This is a genomic window from Effusibacillus lacus, from assembly GCF_002335525.1.
GTDB classification, from domain to species: Bacteria; Bacillota; Bacilli; order Tumebacillales; family Effusibacillaceae; genus Effusibacillus; species Effusibacillus lacus.
In genome coordinates, this window is record NZ_BDUF01000060.1 from 26728 (window position 1) to 46422 (window position 19695).

Annotated in this window: 17 protein-coding genes and 3 tRNA genes; 18 read left to right on the forward strand and 2 right to left on the reverse strand. The window is 48.4% G+C overall.

Annotated features, from left to right (window positions below):
* The first annotated feature begins 53 nt into the window (after window positions 1-53).
* The 4 genes from speD to EFBL_RS12010 all read left to right on the forward strand — a co-directional run bounded on the left by speD (window position 54) and on the right by EFBL_RS12010 (window position 1131).
* Window positions 54-458, forward strand: a complete 405-nt coding sequence (gene speD, locus EFBL_RS11995) for an adenosylmethionine decarboxylase (protein ID WP_096182364.1) — start codon at window positions 54-56, stop codon at window positions 456-458.
* A gap of 110 nt (window positions 459-568) precedes the next feature.
* Window positions 569-644, forward strand: a tRNA-Ala gene (locus EFBL_RS12000).
* A 77-nt stretch (window positions 645-721) separates the two neighbouring features.
* Window positions 722-795: transfer RNA gene (locus EFBL_RS12005), tRNA-Cys, on the forward strand.
* A 249-nt stretch (window positions 796-1044) separates the two neighbouring features.
* Window positions 1045-1131, forward strand: a tRNA-Leu gene (locus EFBL_RS12010).
* A 378-nt stretch (window positions 1132-1509) separates the two neighbouring features.
* Here EFBL_RS12010 and EFBL_RS12015 read toward each other — a convergent pair.
* Window positions 1510-2388: a LysR family transcriptional regulator gene (locus tag EFBL_RS12015; protein WP_165912708.1), complete on the reverse strand. Its 879-nt coding sequence runs from the start codon at window positions 2386-2388 to the stop codon at window positions 1510-1512.
* Between the two features lie 1190 nt (window positions 2389-3578).
* On the opposite strand from EFBL_RS12015, the gene trxB reads away from it, so the two are divergent.
* The 3 genes from trxB to EFBL_RS12035 all read left to right on the forward strand — a co-directional run bounded on the left by trxB (window position 3579) and on the right by EFBL_RS12035 (window position 5674).
* Window positions 3579-4514 carry a thioredoxin-disulfide reductase gene (trxB, locus tag EFBL_RS12020; protein ID WP_231705786.1) on the forward strand — a complete coding sequence of 312 codons (936 nt, stop codon included), beginning with the start codon at window positions 3579-3581 and terminating at the stop codon, window positions 4512-4514.
* Window positions 4511-5056, forward strand: a complete 546-nt coding sequence (locus EFBL_RS22075; RefSeq protein ID WP_424955058.1) for a UGSC family (seleno)protein — start codon at window positions 4511-4513, stop codon at window positions 5054-5056. The genes trxB and EFBL_RS22075 overlap by 4 nt, the downstream gene beginning before the upstream one ends.
* A gap of 384 nt (window positions 5057-5440) precedes the next feature.
* A complete protein-coding gene (locus tag EFBL_RS12035; RefSeq protein WP_096182368.1) occupies window positions 5441-5674 on the forward strand; it encodes a hypothetical protein in 234 nt (77 codons plus the stop codon).
* A gap of 446 nt (window positions 5675-6120) precedes the next feature.
* Here EFBL_RS12035 and EFBL_RS21890 read toward each other — a convergent pair whose 3' ends face one another.
* Complete coding sequence (locus EFBL_RS21890; protein WP_131927779.1) at window positions 6121-6342, reverse strand: DUF3973 domain-containing protein; 222 nt, start codon at window positions 6340-6342, stop codon at window positions 6121-6123.
* Between the two features lie 183 nt (window positions 6343-6525).
* On the opposite strand from EFBL_RS21890, the gene ytxC reads away from it, so the two are divergent.
* The 11 genes from ytxC (at window position 6526) to EFBL_RS12095 (ending at window position 19598) form a co-directional block, all read left to right on the forward strand.
* Window positions 6526-7428, forward strand: coding sequence for a putative sporulation protein YtxC (gene ytxC, locus EFBL_RS12045; RefSeq protein ID WP_096182370.1), 903 nt, complete (start codon window positions 6526-6528; stop codon window positions 7426-7428).
* A gap of 328 nt (window positions 7429-7756) precedes the next feature.
* Window positions 7757-9700, forward strand: a complete 1944-nt coding sequence (thrS, locus tag EFBL_RS12050; RefSeq protein WP_096182371.1) for a threonine--tRNA ligase — start codon at window positions 7757-7759, stop codon at window positions 9698-9700.
* Window positions 9701-9954: 254 nt separating this feature from the next.
* On the forward strand, window positions 9955-12048 hold the full coding sequence (locus EFBL_RS12055; RefSeq protein WP_096182372.1) for an EAL domain-containing protein: 2094 nt from the start codon (window positions 9955-9957) through the stop codon (window positions 12046-12048).
* A gap of 32 nt (window positions 12049-12080) precedes the next feature.
* The gene (locus tag EFBL_RS12060) at window positions 12081-13478 is read left to right on the forward strand and encodes a SpoIIE family protein phosphatase (protein WP_149029962.1); all 1398 of its coding nucleotides are present in this window, start codon (window positions 12081-12083) and stop codon (window positions 13476-13478) included.
* Window positions 13479-13516: 38 nt separating this feature from the next.
* Complete coding sequence (locus tag EFBL_RS12065; protein WP_165912710.1) at window positions 13517-14005, forward strand: ATP-binding protein; 489 nt, start codon at window positions 13517-13519, stop codon at window positions 14003-14005.
* A gap of 6 nt (window positions 14006-14011) precedes the next feature.
* Window positions 14012-14341, forward strand: coding sequence for a methyl-accepting chemotaxis protein (locus EFBL_RS21895; RefSeq protein ID WP_096182375.1), 330 nt, complete (start codon window positions 14012-14014; stop codon window positions 14339-14341).
* A complete protein-coding gene (locus EFBL_RS12075) occupies window positions 14338-14640 on the forward strand; it encodes an STAS domain-containing protein (RefSeq protein ID WP_096182376.1) in 303 nt (100 codons plus the stop codon). Before EFBL_RS21895 ends, EFBL_RS12075 begins: the two co-directional genes overlap by 4 nt.
* A 58-nt stretch (window positions 14641-14698) precedes the next feature.
* Window positions 14699-16483, forward strand: a complete 1785-nt coding sequence (locus EFBL_RS12080) for a putative bifunctional diguanylate cyclase/phosphodiesterase (RefSeq protein WP_096182377.1) — start codon at window positions 14699-14701, stop codon at window positions 16481-16483.
* Between the two features lie 262 nt (window positions 16484-16745).
* Window positions 16746-18089 (forward strand): TrkH family potassium uptake protein, encoded by a 1344-nt coding sequence (locus EFBL_RS12085; RefSeq protein WP_096182378.1) that lies wholly within the window; start codon window positions 16746-16748, stop codon window positions 18087-18089.
* A 13-nt stretch (window positions 18090-18102) separates the two neighbouring features.
* Complete coding sequence (locus EFBL_RS12090; RefSeq protein ID WP_096182379.1) at window positions 18103-18753, forward strand: potassium channel family protein; 651 nt, start codon at window positions 18103-18105, stop codon at window positions 18751-18753.
* Window positions 18754-18785: 32 nt separating this feature from the next.
* Complete coding sequence (locus EFBL_RS12095) at window positions 18786-19598, forward strand: TrmH family RNA methyltransferase (protein ID WP_096182380.1); 813 nt, start codon at window positions 18786-18788, stop codon at window positions 19596-19598.
* Window positions 19599-19695: the final 97 nt, after the last annotated feature.

The window sequence follows — 19695 nt, forward strand, 5'->3', positions numbered from 1 at the left end:
ACTCCAGCCAGATACTAAGACAAACATCTGGGTTGATACGGGGGAAAATTGCGATGGACACAATGGGACGCCATGTAATTGCGGAGCTTTGGGGATGCGACCCGGAGAAACTGAACAACATGTCACTGGTTGAAAAAGTCATGGTCAATGCCGCACTGGAAGCTGGAGCGGAAGTCAGGGAAGTGACATTTCACAAGTTTACTCCCCACGGGGTCAGCGGTGTGGTTATCATCTCCGAATCACATCTGACCATACACAGCTTTCCTGAACACGGATATGCCAGTGTGGATGTCTATACGTGCGGGGATCGGATTGACCCGCGTGTCGCGTGCGATTATATTACCCGAATGCTGGACTGCAACAGAAGAGAGTGGATTCAGATTGAGCGGGGGGAAGGTTTTACCGGTGCGTTTGAGGAGCATGTGGAGATTTTGCCAGTATCCGTTGCTTCCATGTAAGCGGCAGCCACTGATGGTGGATTTCACCTCTTGCTTAACCTGTTTGGGCTATGTATAATAGAACTTGTCGCTGATGACCACGGCGGTTTGGTTGCAGCACACGGCATATCGGGGCATTAGCTCAGTTGGTAGAGTGTTGCACTGGCAGTGCAAAGGTCAGGGGTTCGAATCCCCTATGCTCCACCACAGGATATTATTTGGGTTCCCATTAAAGCATCGGCACCAGCTTCCAGGCTACACTCTGCTTTAATGGGTTTCCTCATGGCGCCATAGCCAAGTGGTAAGGCAGAGGTCTGCAAAACCTTTACCCCCGGTTCGAATCCGGGTGGCGCCTCCAGCTTTTTTGTTTTTTTAAATGAAAGTGTGGCTGTCGAAAAATATAAGGTCTTTTGAGGCACTTATTTGCCGATATGGATAAGGCTATTTTTGAAATAGGGATTTTTCAAACTCTTATTTGTAGTTCTTCACCCACGTCTTGGTTGATAAGGATAAGAATAAATACCTGTTAATCCCTAATTCTGATTGTTCGTCTGCAATAATACAGAGATAAGTACCTGAAAATATCTTATTTCGAAGTTCTTTACATGCCGGAGTGGTGGAATGGCAGACACAAGGGACTTAAAATCCCTCGGGTGCATAACCCGTGCCGGTTCGAGTCCGGCTTCCGGCACCAACACTAAAAACCCTCTAAACACAGGGTTTTCCGATAAGTCACCAAAAAGTGACTAAACCTAACTAAAACGTTAATCCCTAGAGGCTGGCGAGACACCAGGGAGTTATCCTCTCCGTAGTAGTTTTGATTAACTACAGGAGGGGTTTTTTTATGCGAAAAAAAGTAAAAGTGGATCAATCGAGAATGACGTGGAAGAGGCATTACGAAATTTTCTTTTCTGGAAACAGGTTCAAGGTGTGAGCAAGACAACGCTTGAGGATTACCGGATTCATGTGAATCGTTTTTTCAGACGATTCCCAAACAGTTGGCAAGCTCCAGACTTAAAAAACTGAGTTTTAAATACATGGCCGACAACATCAAACCGGCTTCATTGAACAGTTACGTTTGCTTTCCATAATCCTCTTGGATAATTTCCAGAAAGCTTTTAAGAGTACTGTTCAATTGAACATCTTGTCTCCGGATCAAAACAGTAGGAAGAGATGAATATTTTTCGGGTACAGGATGGCACTTGACCGCTTGATCCATCTCACTCTCTTGAACAACGGTTCTGGAAGTCAAAGTATATCCCAGACCTGCCCGGACACTTTTCAAAATGGTTTCGACTCCGCCAAATTCCATGAATTTAGCCGGAATCCCCTCATCCCTTAACCATTGTTCAAGCAAGAAACGGTGGGCGCATCCTTTCCGATTAACCAGAAACAAAGGTCGCTTCAAGTTCCTTAATCGTCTGACCGGGGGAGTTTCCAAATCTGAGACCAAAACAATTTCTTCTTGAGCAATTACTTCCTGAACAAGGTCGGGATGGTGAACCGGGCCTGCCACAATTCCGCAGTCCAGTTGATACTCCAGTAGAGACGATACAATTTCTTCCGTCGTACCAGTCATTAGAGACAAGTCCACTTCGGGAAACCGCTTTCGATAACGAGCTAGGATGGATGGTAGCCTAACGGCAGCCGTAGAGTCTTTTGCTCCAATACTCAGGGAACCTCGGGGAGAATCGGGGGCAGTCAATGCGGCTTCCGCTTCTTTCAGGAGATACAGAATCCGATTGGAGTAGGTTAGCAAAATTTTACCAGTCGCAGTTAAGGTAACCCCTTTTTTATGACGATAAAACAAAGAGGTTCCAAGTGAAGATTCCAGATGTTTAATTCTTGCGGAAACATTGGATTGTACATACTGCAGTTTTTGTGCAGCTTTTGAAACACTACCTTCACGAGCTACCATTTGGAAAATTCTCAGATCGCTGCTTTCAAGCATGAAGGTTCCATCCTCTTTTATTATCATAATTTATGATATTTGTTATCTTTATATTTCGTTTTACATGATATTTTACTCCGAGTAAACTAAAAAAACAAACAATATTTGCTGATTTTATTTACTGGGAGCTAGGCTTTATGGAAAAATTATCATCCAGTCAAATTACGTTTGGAGCTTCGGATGATGCGATCGAGTACTTTTTTGAAAATGGATGGACGGACGGGCTGCCGATTATACCGCCAACTCCGGAGAAAGTAACTGAAATGCTGAGAGGAGGGGGATTGCGAGGGGACGAAGTACTTGGGGTCATTCCTGAGAGAAATCTTGAAATTACAGCCGAGAAGGCGGCCATCAATGCAGTGATGGCAGGCTGTCTCCCTTCGTATATGCCGGTGGTAGCGGCCGCCATAAAAGCGGTTCTGGATCCGGCTTTTGGTGTTCACGGGCCAACGGCGAGCACGGGAGGGGCCGCTATTCTGCTAATTATTAACGGACCGGTTATTAGACAATTGGGTTTCAACACAGGCAAAAATCTAATGAGCGGGGGAGTTAGGCCCAATGCAACCATTGGACGGGCCGTCAGATTGGCGCTGTTAAATGCGGGACGTTCATCCGATTTTGACCAGACCACATTGGGACATCCGGGAAAAATCAGCTTTTGTGTGGCGGAAGCCGAACCGGAGGGATGGACGCCGCTACATGTGGAAAGAGGATTCAAGCGAGAAGAGAGTACCGTAACCGTCTTTGCTGCTGAAGGACCCAACCAGATTTACAATCATGTAGCCAGCACACCTGAAGGAATCCTGATGTCGATTGCCGACCGTATGTCCGCCATCGCTACTTTTAACATGCAGCGGGACACACAGTGTGTGGTGATACTGTGCCCCGAACATCTTGCTACTCTTATGGAACATGGTTGGGAGAAACAGCGGATCAAACAATTTCTGTTCGAACATGCATACAGGAAACAAATCGACAATTACAGGTTCGGACTTCAAATGGAACTGCCTGCAGGGGAAGCGGATAAAAAAATGAGGGCGGTACCGAGTCCTGATGATATTCTTCTAATTACAGGCGGGGGAGAGGCAGGACGGTTCTCCGCCTTTATACCGGGGTGGGGGAGTATTCGGCAGACAGCGGCGGTTACTAAGAAAATTGTATTTCCAGAAACGGCGATCTCCAAACCGGTAGTGTCGAATGAGAAAAAAGATTATGACGTGATCGTGGTAGGGGCGGGACCTGCCGGTTTGACAGCCGCTTTGTATGCAGCAAGAGCAAATCTTCGTACCCTGATTATAGAAAAGAACACTCCGGGCGGGCAGATGATGAACACGGAAGAGATCGAGAATTACCCAGGGTATGAACGTATCTCCGGTCCCGAATTGTCAGGCCGGATTTTCCAGCAAGCGAAGAAATTTGGAGCAGAATATGCGTATGGTGAGGTTCTACAGATCAAACAGGAAGAAACTTATATAAGGGTTAAAACTTCAGAACGAGAGTACCTGACAAAAACAGTCATTTTGGCTACCGGTACGGAACATAGAAAACTGGGAGTTTCGGGAGAGCGAGAATTAACGGGAAAAGGAGTAGCCTATTGTGCCATTTGTGACGGGGCTTATTTTGAAGATAAAGAGATTGTGGTTGTGGGCGGTGGAGATTCCGCAGTGGAAGAGGGGATCTATCTAACCCGATATGCTCGTAAAGTTACAATCATTCACCGACGGGACAAACTGCGTGCACAGAAGATTTTACAGCAGAGAGCGATCCACAACCCCAAAATCAGTTTCATGCTGAACTATGTTGTGAAAGAAATACGGGGGCAAGATACAGTTTCATCGGTATTGGTTGAACATGTAGAAACAGGAGAACAGTTGGATTTTCCTTGTGACGGGATATTTGTTTATGTGGGACTTGATCCGTTGTCAAAGTGTGTTGAAGGGCTTGGAATCACTGATCAGAACGGGTATGTCATAACAGATGAAAAAATGCGAACCGCAGTGCCGGGAATTTTTGCAGTCGGAGACGTAAGGGTTAAACAATTGCGCCAGGTGGTAACTGCAACTAACGACGGGGGAGTTGCCGCACATGAGGCGCAAAAACATATCGAGGAGAGAAGTGGAATATGAATGGACAATTTGTGGTGTTACATCCTGCACACGAATCGAACGAAAAGAACAATTCAGAATCTGGGAGCAGTATGGCAGAGCGTCTGGAGAGTCTTGAGAATAAAGTGATTGCAGTCATTAACAACGGAAAAAGAAATTCAGATGTGTTTTTGAAATGGTTGTGTGAACAAATTCAAAGTCGTTATCCGGTAAAACAGATTGTGTGGATCGATAAAAGCAATCCGTCTTTACCGCTGCAAAATGAAGTTTTGTGGCAGCTTCGCTCTTGTCATGCAGTGATTGCGGGAGTAGGTGACTGAGGATCCTGCAGTTCAAGCAGTGTGCTTGATGGAATTTACTTTGAAAAATTAGGGATTCCCACAGCGGTTTTTTGTACCCAAGTTTTTATGACGCAGGGAAGAATCATGGCGCAAGCGCATGGTTACGAGGACTATCCTTTGATTGAAGTCTTTCATCCCATTTCTAACCGTACATCTGAAAGCCTGAAACTGGAAGCTGAACGAGTTCTGGAAGATACTGTCCGGTTACTTGTCAAGAAATAACCTGACAGAGACTGATGAAAAAAATTTCAAAGAGGGACAATAGCCGTCCGCAGCAAGAGATCAAGTCCAATTTTGTGTAAAACCTCTAGTGGAACTTATACGGAGTCGATAAACGTTGATATATAGGGTTTTGAGTGGGAATGGCACATCCCCCTATGATTTAGTTTGAGGATCGAATAAAAAGGATTGTCAATGAAATGGTAGAACATATTACAAAAGATGCCACTTTATAGGGGGAATAAAGCTTGCGGAAAAAGCTTCAAGTGTTCATTTCTTCAACATATACTGACCTGATTGAGGAACGGCAAGTGTTAGGTTTGACACCAGTTGCATATACTATTACTATTATGTGGTGGTGCGAGTGAGATAAAAGGAGGGAGAAAAATGTTAAGAACTCCGAAGCGCTCTGCTCCTAATTCTAAAAGCACTTTAGTAAGGAGAAGACAAGGTGCAACTCAACGTGCAGGTCGCATGAATCAACAATTTGCCTCCGGAATCAACATTGATCGGTTATTAGCGAATGACAATGTTCTACAAGTAGATAATAATGGTGCAGTTAACATCGATTACAACAATCCAGCGCACAGACAAGTTGCGAAAGCATGGTTGCGTGATTAAATGAAACCAGGACAAATATATGACATCTACTTTCCATATCCACCAGGACAGGTAAATCATTTAGGGCGGACCGGAAAAATACGGCCTGCTCTTATTATGACTACTGATAGTGGACGAGCTATTGCCATTTCAATTAAAATAACAAAACCGAATCCTCGATTTCCAGATCGTATTCCTATTTTTCATTGGAGAACAGCTAATTTGGATGTTCCTTCTTGGGCTGAAATTAGCACAATACTTCCTCTCAATATAAACGATTCGCTTCCATAACGGGGAACATTACATCGGAAAGACTTCTCAAATGTGCTTAGAGCTTTCAAAAGGCTGCATGGAGTTTAATCTATCCATGCAAAATCAAAGGCTGCCTTACTTGTAGCTCGACGTGACTTTCCCGTCCATTAAAAAACCCCTTCATGGCTTGAATTGCCGTGAAGGGATTTGTTTTGCTAAGCGATGCAGTCTTCTGCTTTTTGGGATTGCTGTGAGACAGTTTCACTTTTCTTGCAAATCCCGAGCGGATACGTTTCTCCGGTTGGGAACGAGCGAAATCCGGTTTTGAAAATATCATCGGAATCTGTTTTGGGGTGGGTTTGAGCGCAATGGATGCAGTAAAATTCTGCCCTTTTGCCAATTTGATTAAAAGGCCTTATAACATAGGGATTGTTCATTTGGTAAGCCAGCCCCTTTCATGTGTTTATAACCTTTATCATTAAACAATACGTATAAATGCCTGTTTTTATGGGTGACAAGACAACCTTTCATTCAAACCGCCCCTGTATAACCGTTCCGGTCAAAACATATACTGTATAACACCTTTGGAGCCGGTTTCGACCAATGAAAGGGTGAATGTTTTGTATCGGTACGCAATCGGGGCTGCGAAGCAGTTAGATCAGCTTGCTTCTTATATTGACAAGGGCCTGCAGGAATTGAGAATCGAAGGCATCAAAATCACAACGGGCAGATGCAGACTGGGAAGTGTCTGTTATTATACGGTAGAGTGGATGAGCAAAGAGGACAGTGACAAGGTTCAAATCTCATTGGCAAGGGCACTTACGGATTTTTTGACGGAATTTTGGGAACGGAATTGGATCCGAAGACAGATTGCAAAAGAATATCCATATTATGACTCGGATGAAGTGGAGTACCTCAGCGGCAATGCAGTCAAATACTTGTCCTTGTTCAGACGGTACGGCGCCCGACTCTTGCGCAAATTGGAAATGGAACAGGAGATTCTGCAGGACCTTAAGGTACATTCCATTCTGAATTGGGAAGGGCTGGTCAGGTTCCGGCTGCGCTTGTACGAGAAGGATCTGCTGAAAGCAATCGAGCAGGTGATTGATGAATATCTGATGGATCGTGAATACCAGGAGTTTGTGAAGTTGCTGAGGCACTTTCTAAGCGTACAGCCGCCCCGTTCTCCCCTGATCCATCTGATTATGGACCAGGATTGGCCCCGGTTGGTTGACCATGACGGGTTTCAAATTACGGACGAAGACTTAAATCACTTCGCCGAAGATTTGATTGACGGTGATTTGCAACAGGAAGACATGTTGATTTCCACTCTGATCACCATGGCGCCATCGAATGTCCTGATTCATGTGCCTGTACAGAAAACGGAAGACCAGGTTCTGGTGGAGACTGTCAAAAGAGTCTTTGAGGATCGGGTCAATTTCTGCAAAGGATGCAGCCTCTGCCAGGCACCCATGAAAATTTGGGAGCAGCACGGCCATTTTCCCCTTGACTATTCCAAGTGATCCATTTATCATGATTGCATTACAAACTAACCTATATCGGCGATGACCGAGGACAGCGGTATTTGTACGACGCCCAGAGAGAGGGAGCCGCAGGCTGAAAGCTCCCTTGCGATAACGGCAAATATACGACCCCCTTGCAGCTTCCTGGAGGAACGATCAGTATTCCGGGACGTATGCCTGCGTTACAGGCCGAATGAGGATCCGGAAGTACCCGGATCGAAACAAGGTGGAACCACGTAAGCTAGCGCTTTCGTCCTTGCAGATTGGCAGGGGGGAGGCGTTTTTTTATTTTTCCAAGCAACAGATTTGACCAAAGGGGGGTTCGCACATGCCAGTCGATGTGCAAAAAGAAGTAAAAGTCGAGCTGAAAGACGGTTCTGTCAAGATCTACGCTGCCGGAACCACTTTGCTCGAGATTGCGGCATCTCTGTCGCAACACCTGAAGAAAAATGCGGTTGTGGGGAAAATCAACGGCAAACTGGTGGACCTCACCACTCCAGTAACGGAAGATTGCAAGATTGAGCTGTTTACCTATGAGGATCCGGAGGGGTTGGAGACGCTTCGTCACTCCAGTGCTCATTTGATGGCGCAGGCAGTTGCCCGTCTGTGGCCGGACGTGAAGTTTGCCATCGGCCCTGTGATCGAAGACGGTTTTTATTATGATTTCTCCGGCCGTTCCTTTTCTCCTGACGATCTGCCGCTGATTGAAAAAGAAATGCAAAAAATCGTCAGCGAAGATCTCCCGATTCGCAGGGAAGAAATCTCGCGGGAAGACGCGCTCAAGATGTTCAATGAGCGTGGCGACCGGTTCAAAGTGGAGATTATCAACGATCTGCCTGAAGATACGGTTCTCTCCATTTACCATCAGGGTGAATTCACCGACTTGTGCACCGGACCGCACCTCCCTTCCACGGGCAAAATCAAGGCCTTCAAGCTGCTGTCGATTGCCGGCGCCTACTGGCGGGGCAAAGCGGAAAACGAAATGCTGCAGCGTATCTATGCCACAGCTTGGCCTAAACAGGCTCAATTGGACGAGCATCTGCACCGGCTGGAGGAAGCGAAACGCCGTGACCACCGGCGGATCGGCAAAGAATTAAAACTGTTCACCCTAACCAAGGAAGTCGGGCAGGGATTGCCCCTATGGCTGCCCCATGGTGCCCGTATACGCCGGACTATCGAACGGTATATTGTCGATCTGGAAGAAAGCCTCGGATACGAACATGTATATACACCCCATATGGCAAGCGTGGAACTGTACAAGATCTCCGGGCACTGGGACCACTATCATGAGGACATGTATCCGCCCATGAAGATGGATAATGAAGAGTTGGTCCTGCGTCCGATGAACTGCCCGCACCACATGATGCTGTTCAAGAACGAACTGCGCAGCTATCGGGATCTTCCTTTGCGGATTGCGGAGCTTGGAACCATGCACCGCTACGAAATGTCCGGCACACTTTCCGGATTGCAGCGCGTCAGGGCCATGACCCTGAACGATGCCCACATTTTCTGCCGCCCCGACCAGATCCAGTCGGAATTCAAGAAAGTGGTCGAACTGATCCTGCAGGTGTACAAAGACTTCAAGATTGAAGATTACTGGTTCCGTCTGTCCTACCGGGATCCCAACAACACGGAAAAATATTACCAGGACGACGAGATGTGGGAAAAGGCGCAGTCCATGCTGAAAGCGGCCATGGACGAGATGGGGCTTTCCTATCGGGAAGCGGAAGGGGAAGCTGCTTTCTACGGACCCAAGTTGGATGTGCAGGTGAAAACGGCCATCGGCAAAGAAGAGACCCTGTCCACCGTTCAACTTGACTTCTTGCTCCCACAACGGTTCGAGCTTGAATATGTAGGCGAAGACGGAAAGATGCACAGACCGGTTGTGATTCACCGGGGAATCCTGAGTACCATGGAACGAATGACCGCTTACCTGATTGAAGTGTATGAAGGAGCATTCCCTACCTGGTTGGCTCCCGTGCAGGCCAAGGTACTCACCATTTCACCACAGTTTGAAGAATATGGACAGAAGGTCTATGAATACCTGAAGCGCAAGCGAATTCGTGTGGAGCTTGATACCCGGAACGAAAAGATCGGGTACAAGATCCGTGACGCCCAATTGCATAAGATTCCTTACATGTTGGTGGTGGGGGCGCAGGAAATGGAGAACGAAACTGTATCCGTACGCAAACGGGGCGCCGGTGACCAAGGAAGCTTTAAGTATGAAGAGTTTGCGGAAACGATTCTGAATGAGATTCATGAGCGCAGATAGTTGTCTTGCCGGTGGTGTCAGACATCACCGGTTTTTTTTATAAAAAAACAATTTGTTCACATTTGGCGGTTTGGTGGCAAACCTGAGGAAGTGCGGCAAATCAGGGATTCGACAAATATCGGGGAATTTCCCGATATTTATCGGGGAATTCCCTTATTTTCGCAATTTTTTTCCATTATGTACTCTGAACTTACAATAAGAACAAATTGCAGAAACAGTTTGCGTTCATTCAGTGCCAATGAGGAGAGTTTGTTATGGAAGTTTTGCGAAGAACCCCACAGTCCAAGCTGAGTGAGGAAGAGTTGCGGCTCGCCATCCAGGTGTACAAAACCACGTCGGAAGGGGTAGTCATTCTCGATGCGACCGGCAAAATTCAACTTGTGAATCCCGCGTTTACTGCCATTACTGGCTATAGCGCGGAAGAAGTGATCGGTCAAAAACCGCCCATCCTGAAATACGGACGACAGGGTGCCGGATTTTACGCCAACATATGGGCGACTGTTCACGATGCCGGAAAGTGGCAGGGCGAAATTTGGCACCGCCGCAAGAATGGAGAGATCTACCCGACGTGGGTTACCGTCAGCGCGATTCGGAATGAAGCGGGATCCATTACTCATTGCGCTGCAGTTATCTTAGACATCACCCGGCTGAAAAGAGTTGAAGAGCAACTGCACCTGGTGTCCAAGGTGATTGAAAACACAGTCGAAGGTATTGTGGTTACAGATATACACGGCAGCATTCAACTGGTAAATCCCGCGTTTACCGCAATTACCGGCTACAGCCCGGAAGAGGTGATCGGAAAAAATCCGCGCATCCTGAACTCCGGACGTCATGACGCCGAATTTTACATCAGCATGTGGGCGTCGATCCATGAGACCGGAAAGTGGGAAGGAGAAATTTGGAACCGCCGCAAGAACGGCGAGATTTATCCGGAATGGCTGACGATCAGCGCCGTGTCGGATGAAATGGGCAAAATTACGCACTATGCCGCCACCTTCACGGATATTACCGAGCGAAAATCGTATGAAGAACGGATAGTGTACCAGGCCCATCATGACACTCTGACCGGACTGCCCAACCGTACGTTTTTTCAGAATCTGACTTCCCAACTGGACCATGCCAAACAGCAAAACCAGATGCTGGCTGTCCTGATTATAGATTTGGATCGTTTCAAGGGCATAAACGAGAGTTTGGGTCACTCTGCCGGCGACCGGCTGCTGCAAGGGGTTGCCGAACGGCTTAAAAGCTGTGTACGTGACGGGGACATTGTCGCCCGTCTGGGCGGAGACGAATTTGCCCTGCTATTGACGCAGATTACGAGTGAAAAAGATGTGGTGAGGAGGGTGCGGCACATTGCCGAGGTATTTAAAGAACCTCTAATCTGTGGAAGTGAGGAAATTTTCACTTCCATGAGCATGGGGATCAGTTTGTATCCGGCTGACGGAAAGGATATGGAGGAACTGTTAAAAAATGCGGATACGGCCTTGTACCGCGCCAGGGAACTGGGCGGCGGCCATTATCAGTTTTACACACCGGAGATGAACTCGAAAGCGTTCGAACGGCTGGCGCTGGAAACCGATTTGCGCAAAGCGTTGGATCGTCAGGAATTTGTCCTTTATTACCAGCCGAAGGTGGATATGCAAACAGGTCAAATTGTCGGCATGGAAACCCTCATCCGATGGGAGCACCCTGATTTGGGGACGGTTTCACCGGCAGAATTTATTTCTCTGGCAGAGGAGACGGGATTGATTATCCCGATTGGGGAGTGGGTTCTGCACACCGCATGCAAACAAAACAAAGCCTGGCAGCAAGCCGGTTTTTCACCTCTTCGGGTGGCGGTCAATCTGTCAGCCCGTCAGTTCCGGCAAACGGATTTGGTGGCAACGGTGGCGCGGGTGCTGCACGAAACGGGACTGGATCCCGAATATCTGGAACTGGAAATTACCGAGAGCATCGCCTTGGAAAATGCGGACCGGACAATTGCCACGCTCAATGAATTGAGAACACTGGGAGTCCGAATTTCGATTGACGATTTTGGAACGGGCTACTCTTCCCTCAGCTATCTGAAGAAGTTTCCGATCGACACGTTAAAAATTGACCGTTCTTTTGTCCGAGAAATCGACACCAATCTATCCGACGCAGCCATTGTCACGGCCATCATCACACTGGCGCACAGTCTGAATCTGAAAGTCGTTGCCGAAGGCGTGGAAACCCCTGTTCAACAAGCATTCCTGCTGAAACAGAAGTGTGATGAAATGCAAGGGTATCTGTTCAGCCGACCGGTGCCGGTCTCATCGTTCGAAAGACTGATGGCAGCGTCAACAAAGGGGGGGAGTGCAAATGACTGAACGAGGCGGGGGGTGAATGCGCGTTGACTGAGATGGAACGGCTGCGTATTATGGTTAATGCTCTGCCGGATATGGTGATTTTAAAAGACGGAAGAGGACGGTGGTTGGAGGTCAATGAGGCCGCTTTGCGCTTCTTTCAGCTTGAAAAAGTCGGTTACAGGGGGAAAAGGGCTTCGGAGATCTGCGACCCGCAGAATATTTTTCACGAGATGCTGCTTGCCTGTCAGGATACCGACGAACAAACATGGAGAGCAGCCGAAACCAGGAATTTCGAGCGTGTTGTCTTGAAACCGGACGGGACATTCCAGTTTTTCTCCGTGGTCAAAACGCCCGTGTTTCATCCTGACGGCGGACGCAAGGGGATTGTTGCAATCTGGCGCGACATTACGGAGAGCAAGCTGGCGGGAGACAAACTGCAACTTGCCGAAGAGATGTTTGAAAATCTGACCGAAGGAGTAATGATTACCGACGAACGCGGAATCATTCAGTCAATCAACCCGGCCTTTACCATAATAACCGGCTACAGTCCGGAAGAAGTGGTCGGCAAAACTCCGAGGCTTTTGAAATCCGGCCGGCATGAGGGTTCCTTCTATCAAACCATGTGGGCCTCCATCCGCGAGACCGGCCAGTGGAAGGGGGAGATCTGGAACCGGCGCAAAAACGGTGAGATTTATGCGGAGAACCTTACCATAAACGCCATTAAGGACTCATCGGACAACGTGACATTCTACATAGGAGTATTCAGTGACATAACGGAGCGGAAACGGCTTGAAAAAGACGTGATTCTGACAGGGACCATTCAAAGGAAGTTTTTGCCACAGGACATTGCGGACGAGCGAATCACGCTCAAGACCATTTACCGGCCCGCCTATTACCTGAGCGGCGATTCGTACGAGTTCAGGTGGAACAAAAACAGAAACGTACTGATCGGCTGCGTGATCGATGTGATGGGCCACGGTTTGGCGCCGGCCCTGCAAAATTCCGCCTTGAAAGTGCTGTTTAACGAAGCTGCGGAGAGAAACATGCCGCTGGACAAAAAACTGGCCTGGATGAACAGGAAATCGATGTCTTATTTTGTGGAAGATTCTTTTGCGGCGGTCATCTGTTTTGAAATTGATTTTTCGCAAAAAACGCTTACATGCGTTGCCGGAGGGATTAATCACTTTCTGGTTTTGTCTTCGCAAAACCAAAGAGTGATGAAGCTGCCTGGCACATTTGTCGGCCTGTTTGAGGATGTGGAGTACGAGAGACATGTATTCCCATACCGGTCGGGGGATTCTTTCTTTTTCATGAGCGACGGTTTGCTCGATCTGCTGCCGGTGCAAAACGATCAAAGGTTTACGGATTTCTCAGCGAGCGTCAGTATGCTTGAGCAGTTATCCAAAAGAGCAAGTGACGATGCAACAGCCGTCTGCATCAAACTGGCATGACATGTGGAAGTCATACACCTGACGGGAGTGGTGACTCAATGAAAAAGTCAATCGTTGCATTCACATTCAACGATTATGAGGGCTTTCAACAGGTCAGATCCTTCGTTGGAGAGTATATCAAACAAACTTTATCTGATGGCAATTCTTTGATAGTGGTTGCCGTAAACGAAGCTGTGAACAATGCTTTCAAGCATGGTGTCGCTGGAAACGGGGGATCCGTAACCCTCAAGCTGGAGGTTTTTCACGGGAAACGACTGATTGTCAGAGTCAAAGATCCAGGTCCGGGGTTTCCAGTAAAAGAAGCGCTGCTGAAATTGAACAATTTCCGACGAGCCGCTCTCGAAGACTATTTGTCAGACAGCGATCTGCTGAAAGAATCGGACCGCGGATTGTTCATTATGAAATGTGCCGCTGATGCAATCAGGTTCAATGCGAAGGGCAACCAGGTCCTGCTTGTCAAAAAAATTACGACAACTGCCGGGGACACATGCGGTTTCGCACAGAACGCCGCCTCTGAAAAGTCCTAAAGTGAGGTGGCGGACGAAGTTCGCCAATTGGCCGAACAGTCCAACCAGGACGCGTCCGAGGTAACCGGGCTTGTTCAAAAAATACTGGGAAGTTCCGCGAATGCGGTTCAGGCCATGCAGCAAAGCCGCATCGAGGTGGAAGAGGGGGGGACGCCAGCAATATTGAAGCTACGGCGGCCAGTTCGGAAGAAGTGGCGGCATCCACCCAAGAAACGTCTGCCGCTGTGGAAACAATTGCGGCGGCCTCCCTGGAATCGAGTGCGATGGCAACTGAACACAAAACCGCCGTTGAAACTTTTAAGCTTTAACAGGGTGAGAAAGGGGAGCGGATTATGATCAAGGATATCAAAGTCACCAATGATCAGGTTATTGTCATCCTTACGGGAAGTATTTATGTGGGGGAAGCCACGGTGCTCCGGGAAAGGCTTTTGGAACACGTGGAAAGAGGGCTAAGGCGTTTCGTCATCGATATGTCGGATGTCGACTATATCGACAGTTCCGGTTTGGGGGTACTGGTGGCTCTGCAGAAGAGAGCTCTGCAAAACAAGGGTGGCGTGGTGATCAAAGGTCTTGCAGGCACCGTCAAAGAACTGTTTGAATTGACGAGACTGACGAAAGTCTTTGAAATCCAGTAATTCGAGATGCGTCGGATCGAAACGGATTTTCCGAATCCCGCCGGGGGGAGGGTTCCGAATGGAAGATCAAATGAAAAGCAAGGAACAACTGATTGCGGAATTAAAACAATTGCAGAAGCAGATTGAGGCCCAACGGGAAGCTGCAGAAAAAAACCGCAGCAAGCAGTCGGATGAACATCTGCGACTGGTGGCGGACGTGTTTGAAAGCACGCTGGAAGGGGTCATGGTTACGGATGCAAAAGGCACCATCCTGTTGGTGAATCCGGCTTTTTCCATGGTAACGGGATACAGCCCTGAAGAAGTCATTGGAAAAAACCCGCGGATTTTGAACTCAGGGAAACATGACGCCGAATTTTATGTCAACATGTGGGCCTGCATCCATGAATGCGGACACTGGCGCGGAGAAATCTGGAACCGTCGTAAAAATGGGGAAATTTACCTTCAACTGGTAACCATTTCCGCCATTAAGGACGAATCCGGCAAAACTCTTTATTACGCCGCCGTGTTCAGTGACATTACGGAACGCAAGCGTTATGAGGAGCAAATCAAGTATCACGCATATCACGACAGTCTGACCGGTCTGCCGAATCGCCTGCTGTTTCATGACCGTCTCAGCCAGGCGTTGGTCCATGCAAACCGGAACCGGCAAATGGTGGCTGTCTTATTTTTGGATCTGGATCGTTTCAAAGTCATTAACGACTCGTTGGGTCATGCAGTTGGCGATCTTTTGCTGAAGGCCGTAGCCGAACGGCTCACCGGATGCCTGCGCGAGGGCGACACGCTGTCCCGGTTGGGGGGCGACGAATTTACAGTTATCATACCCGATATTGCGGAAGAAAAGGATGCCGCCAAAGTGGCGAGAAAGATCATCAACGCCCTATTCCCGCCGTTTGTGTTGGATGGCCATGAATTTTTCGTGAATACAAGCATTGGCATCAGCCTGTACCCAGTTGACGGCACAGATATCGAAACTCTTATCAAAAACGCTGATGCGGCCATGTACCGCGCCAAGGAAAGAGGGGGCAACCACTACCAGTTTTACACACCGGACATGAACGCGAAAGCGGTGGAAAAACTGGCGATGGAAACCGACTTGCACAGGGCGGTGGATCGGGAGGAACTGACAGTCTGCTACCAGCCGCTGGTCGGCTCGTTTGACGGTCGGATTGTCGGTGCCGAAGCCCTGATACGCTGGCAGCATCCCGAATTGGGACCGGTCTCCCCGGCAGAATTTATCCCATTGGCGGAAGAGACGGGATTGATCACCCAAATCGGGGAATGGGTGCTTCGTACAGCCTGTAAGCAGATGAAGGAGTGGCAGGAAGCAAATTTGTCCCTTGACCGAGTCTGCGTAAATCTCTCGGTGCGGCAATTACGCCAGGACGAATTGGTGGCGACAGTGGTGTCTGCATTGCAGGAAACGGGACTTGCTCCCAATTGTCTGGAGCTGGAGATTTCCGAAAGCATCACCCTGCATAATCTCGAACAGATTATCGATACTCTTCATAACTTGCAGATGTTGGGGGTTCGCATTTCAATCGACGACTTCGGAGCCGGATATTCTTCTCTCATGTATCTGAAAAAATTCCCGATTGATACGATTAAAATCGATCAGTCACTGGTTCAGGACGTAGTCACGAATTCGGATGACGCGGCGATTGTTGCAGCGGTAATCGCTCTCGCCCACACGTTAAAATTGGAAGTGGTCGCGGAAGGTGTAGAGAATGAGGCTCAGTTCGAATTTTTAAGCTCGTGTCAGTGTGACATCATACAAGGGTATTTTTTCAGCAAACCTTTGTCTGCAAAGAAATTTGAAGAGTTGCTGCGGGACAATAATGCATAGGATTGCCGGCCCAAACCACTAACAGCTTCCGGTGGTATCCAGACACCACCGGATATTATTATGTGTAATTGCGGAAAATTTTGCTTAAATAAGAAAGAGAAGGGTAAACCCTCAAAAACGGAGTTTTTGTCAATTTTCATTTGCAAAAAACAGCCAATCCAGGGGTCGCTTCTTCAATGGGTTAAGAGTATGCTAGTTTCATTATTTCCCATATTGGGCATTCTACAAGGTGTGCTTCCCGATTGAACCAAGGAGGAACCTCATGGCGAAAACGACTTTGGAAAAATGGTTTACTCCCGCACGTATCCTGACAGGCGGTTTTGCGACGTTAATCCTGATCGGGGGAGTTCTGCTGAGCCTTCCTTTTGCCTCTAACAGCGGCGAGGGATTGAATTTTCTGGATGCGCTGTTTACGGCCACCTCGGCTACCTGTGTAACGGGTTTAGTTGTGGTCGATACTTTGACCCAATTTAATCTGTTCGGCCAATTGGTCATCCTGTCCCTGATCCAGATCGGGGGGCTTGGGTTCATGACGGTCACCACATTTATCATTATTTTTACCGGCAGACGGATCGGGCTGCGGGAGAGGCTGGTCATACAGGAAGCTTTGAATGTCAACTCCCTGGAGGGTGTCATTCGCCTCGCCAGAAATATCGTGTTGATCACGGTTGCCATTGAGCTGTTTTTTGCAGCCATTCTGGCGTTTCGGTTTTCCATGGACATGCCCGTGGATCGTGCGATCTATTACGGAATCTTCCATGCCATCTCCTCCTTCTGCAATGCGGGCTTCGATTTGTTCGGCAATTTTAGAAGCTTGACCGGTTATGTTACAGACCCGACAGTCAATATTGTGGTCATGATTCTCATTATTTTAGGAGGTCTGGGTTTTACCGTAATGGTGGATGTTTGGAAAGCGCCCCGGCCGGAGAAATTGTCGCTACATACCAAGCTGGTGCTTACCATGACCGCGACCTTGCTAATTGCGGGAGCCATCGGCTATTATCTGCTCGAAATGAACAACCCGAAAACACTGGGGCCTTTGGCATGGAATGAAAAGCTTCTGGCCGCCATGTTTGCGTCAACAACCGCAAGGACTGCGGGGTATGCAACAATCGATTACGGTTCTCTGACCGATGCTTCCTTGCTTTGGACCATCCTGTTGATGTTTATTGGCGCATCACCAGGTTCAACCGGTGGGGGCATCAAAACTGTCACTACCATCGTGATCCTGCTTTATGTCATTTCAATCCTTACCGGTAAAGAATCTACAGTTGCGTTTCGAAAGCGTCTGGACCCGAGAACCGTCCATAAGTCGTTTGCGGTGGCTGTCATCTCGGCAATTTTGCTTGTAACAGTCACTTTTGCCTTGACGCTGACGGAAGACAAGGAGTTTATCAGGTTGTTGTTTGAAGCCACATCGGCATTTGGAACAGTGGGGTTGTCGACGAATCTGACACCGGAATTGACGCCCTTTGGTCGAATTATTGTAATGCTGATGATGTTTGCAGGACGGGTGGGACCCGTCACGCTGGCTCTGGCCCTGACCCTGCGCGCACAGCAAAAAGCGATGATCAAGTACCCGGAAGAGAAATTGTTTGTAGGTTGAGGAGGTTGCTTTGATGAAACAATACGCCATTATCGGCATGGGCCGGTTTGGAACCAGTGTTGCCAAAACACTTTATGAAATGGGATATGAGGTGTTGGGAATCGATTCGGATGAAGACCGGGTCCAGGATGCGGTGGATTTTGTAACACACGCAGTGACTGCTGATTCAACGGATGAGAATGTGCTGAAGGCTCTGGGAATCCGTAATTTTGACGTCGTAGTGGTGGCAATCGGCGCGGATATTCAGGCATCGATCCTCACCACCCTGATCTTGAAAGAGCAGGGCGTGAAACAGATTGTAGTCAAAGCTCAAAACGAACTGCACGGCAAGGTTCTGCATAAAATCGGCGCTGACAAAGTGGTATATCCGGAGCGAGACATGGGAGTCCGGGTGGCCCATAACCTGATCTCCCCCAACATTCTGGACTATATCGAACTGTCACCGGAGTACAGCATGGTTGAAATTGTAGCCAACGAAAAAATGGTCGGGAAGACTCTGGCCGAATCGGATATCCGCCGGAAGTTCGGCTGCACGGTGATGGCAATCAAAACCGGTGATGAGATCAATATCTCCCCAATGGCCCATGACAGGATTAAGCAAGGGGATATACTGGTGGTGGTCGGCAAGAACGACAACCTGCAGGAGTTGGAAGAACAAGCATAAAAAATGGACTGCCATTACATAGGGAAAGGTTGATGGAGTTGGATCGTATCACCTCCACCCGCAACGATCGGGTTAAGGAATGGGCTTCGCTGAATCAGAAGAAGTTCCGGGACAGGACGGGTCGATTTTTGATTGAAGGGATCCGGCTTGTGGAAGATGCACTGGAATCGGATGCCCCGCTGGAAACCGTTTTGGTTCTGGAGGAGCTTCTGCCCACAGGACGGTTGGACCGGATTGTGAATTTGGCGAACTCCTTGAATATTGAACTGATACATGTGACACAGGCGGTCATTGACCATCTGTCAGACACCAAATCTCCCCAGGGGGTGATTGCGGTGGGACATCAGTTCCACCATGACCCGGAAGGGCTGATTTCCAGACGGGAGACACCTCTGTATCTGGTGCTGGACAATATCCAAGACCCTGGAAACCTTGGCACAATGATCCGCTCCGCTGATGCTGTGGGGGCAGATGGTGTGTTCGTCGGCGAAGGCAGCGTGGATCTGTATAACCCGAAAGTGGTTCGCGCCACCATGGGGTCTCTGTTCCATCTGCCTGTTATGGAAGTTCGGTTGACAGACATTTTGCCCATATTGAAACAACACAGGGTGACTGTCACAGGCACTTCGACCGACGCAGTATCCCCTCATTTCGCCAGCGACCTGTCAGGTTCGGCCGCAATCGTGATCGGTTCTGAAGCGCACGGTATTTCCGAGGAAATTCGACATATGATTGACATGTGGATTTCCCTGCCGATGCCGGGGAAAGCCGAGTCCCTCAATGCGGCCGTGGCATCCAGTGTGATTTTGTACGAAGCTCTGAGGCAAAGGTTGACCAAACAATAACTGCTTCGCCTGTGGATACGATTTCCTCAGGCGTTTTTTCTTTTCTTTAGCAGAAAGGATTGTTAGGCTGGTTGTTGAAGTTTAAAGGGAAGACGTT

What these genes read in the sequence shown, in the direction of transcription:
- speD (WP_096182364.1), top strand. Translation starts at nt 54, where the DNA reads ATGGACACAATGGGACGCCATGTAATTGCGGAGCTTTGGGGATGCGAC.
- EFBL_RS12015 (WP_165912708.1), bottom strand. Translation starts at nt 2,388, where the DNA reads ATGCTTGAAAGCAGCGATCTGAGAATTTTCCAAATGGTAGCTCGTGAA.
- EFBL_RS12035 (WP_096182368.1), top strand. Translation starts at nt 5,441, where the DNA reads ATGTTAAGAACTCCGAAGCGCTCTGCTCCTAATTCTAAAAGCACTTTA.
- EFBL_RS21890 (WP_131927779.1), bottom strand. Translation starts at nt 6,342, where the DNA reads ATGAACAATCCCTATGTTATAAGGCCTTTTAATCAAATTGGCAAAAGG.
- thrS (WP_096182371.1), top strand. Translation starts at nt 7,757, where the DNA reads ATGCCAGTCGATGTGCAAAAAGAAGTAAAAGTCGAGCTGAAAGACGGT.
- EFBL_RS12055 (WP_096182372.1), top strand. Translation starts at nt 9,955, where the DNA reads ATGGAAGTTTTGCGAAGAACCCCACAGTCCAAGCTGAGTGAGGAAGAG.
- EFBL_RS12060 (WP_149029962.1), top strand. Translation starts at nt 12,081, where the DNA reads ATGGAACGGCTGCGTATTATGGTTAATGCTCTGCCGGATATGGTGATT.
- EFBL_RS12065 (WP_165912710.1), top strand. Translation starts at nt 13,517, where the DNA reads ATGAAAAAGTCAATCGTTGCATTCACATTCAACGATTATGAGGGCTTT.
- EFBL_RS12075 (WP_096182376.1), top strand. Translation starts at nt 14,338, where the DNA reads ATGATCAAGGATATCAAAGTCACCAATGATCAGGTTATTGTCATCCTT.
- EFBL_RS12080 (WP_096182377.1), top strand. Translation starts at nt 14,699, where the DNA reads ATGGAAGATCAAATGAAAAGCAAGGAACAACTGATTGCGGAATTAAAA.
- EFBL_RS12085 (WP_096182378.1), top strand. Translation starts at nt 16,746, where the DNA reads ATGGCGAAAACGACTTTGGAAAAATGGTTTACTCCCGCACGTATCCTG.
- EFBL_RS12090 (WP_096182379.1), top strand. Translation starts at nt 18,103, where the DNA reads ATGAAACAATACGCCATTATCGGCATGGGCCGGTTTGGAACCAGTGTT.
- EFBL_RS12095 (WP_096182380.1), top strand. Translation starts at nt 18,786, where the DNA reads ATGGAGTTGGATCGTATCACCTCCACCCGCAACGATCGGGTTAAGGAA.